This is a genomic window from Parafrankia sp. EUN1f, from assembly GCF_000177675.1.
GTDB lineage: Bacteria > Actinomycetota > Actinomycetes > Frankiales > Frankiaceae > Parafrankia.
Genome location: NZ_ADGX01000392.1, coordinates 1 through 636 on the forward strand (window position 1 = coordinate 1; position 636 = coordinate 636).

1 protein-coding gene is annotated in these 636 nt (G+C 68.6%); it reads left to right on the forward strand.

Annotated features, from left to right (window positions below):
* Nucleotides 1–600 (forward strand): hypothetical protein (locus FREUN1FDRAFT_RS39280; RefSeq protein ID WP_035957736.1); only part of this gene is annotated, 600 nt, incomplete at its 5' end.
* Nucleotides 601–636: the final 36 nt, after the last annotated feature.

Genomic DNA, 636 nt, shown 5'->3' on the forward strand with positions numbered 1-636 from the left:
CGCTGCTGGCCACCGGTAGCAGCGACGGCACGGTCGCGGCTCTCGGGGACCATCTCCGACCCGACCCACCCACGCCAAATCAGCTCCCTGCTCACCGGCGACACCGGTCAGGTGAGCATGGTGGGATTCGGTCCGGACGGGTCGCTGCTGGCCACCGGTAGCAGCGACGGCACGGTGCGGCTCTGGGACATCTCCGACCCGACCACCATCCGCTTGGTCAGCATCAATGGCGAAACCGGCCAGGCGGCCACAGTGGCGTTCGGTCCGGACGGGCGGCTGCTGGCCACCGGTAGCAGCGACGGCACGGTGCGGCTCTGGGACATCTCCGACCCGACCCACCCACGCCTGCTCGGCGCCCCGCTCACCGGCGACACCGGTCAGGTGAGCATGGTGGGATTCGGTCCGGACGGGTCGCTGCTGGCCACCGGTAGCAGCGACGGCACGGTGCGGCTCTGGGATCTCAGCACACTCCAGGTCTTGCGGACTGACGCAGTCCAGGTGGCCTGCCAACGTGCCGGTCGCGGCCTGGACCGACAGGAATGGATCAACTACTTGCCCGATGAGCCCTACCGGGACACCTGCCGGACCGGCACTCCGTAGCCAGAGCCATTCTTGATCGTGTCAGTAAACGGTCGG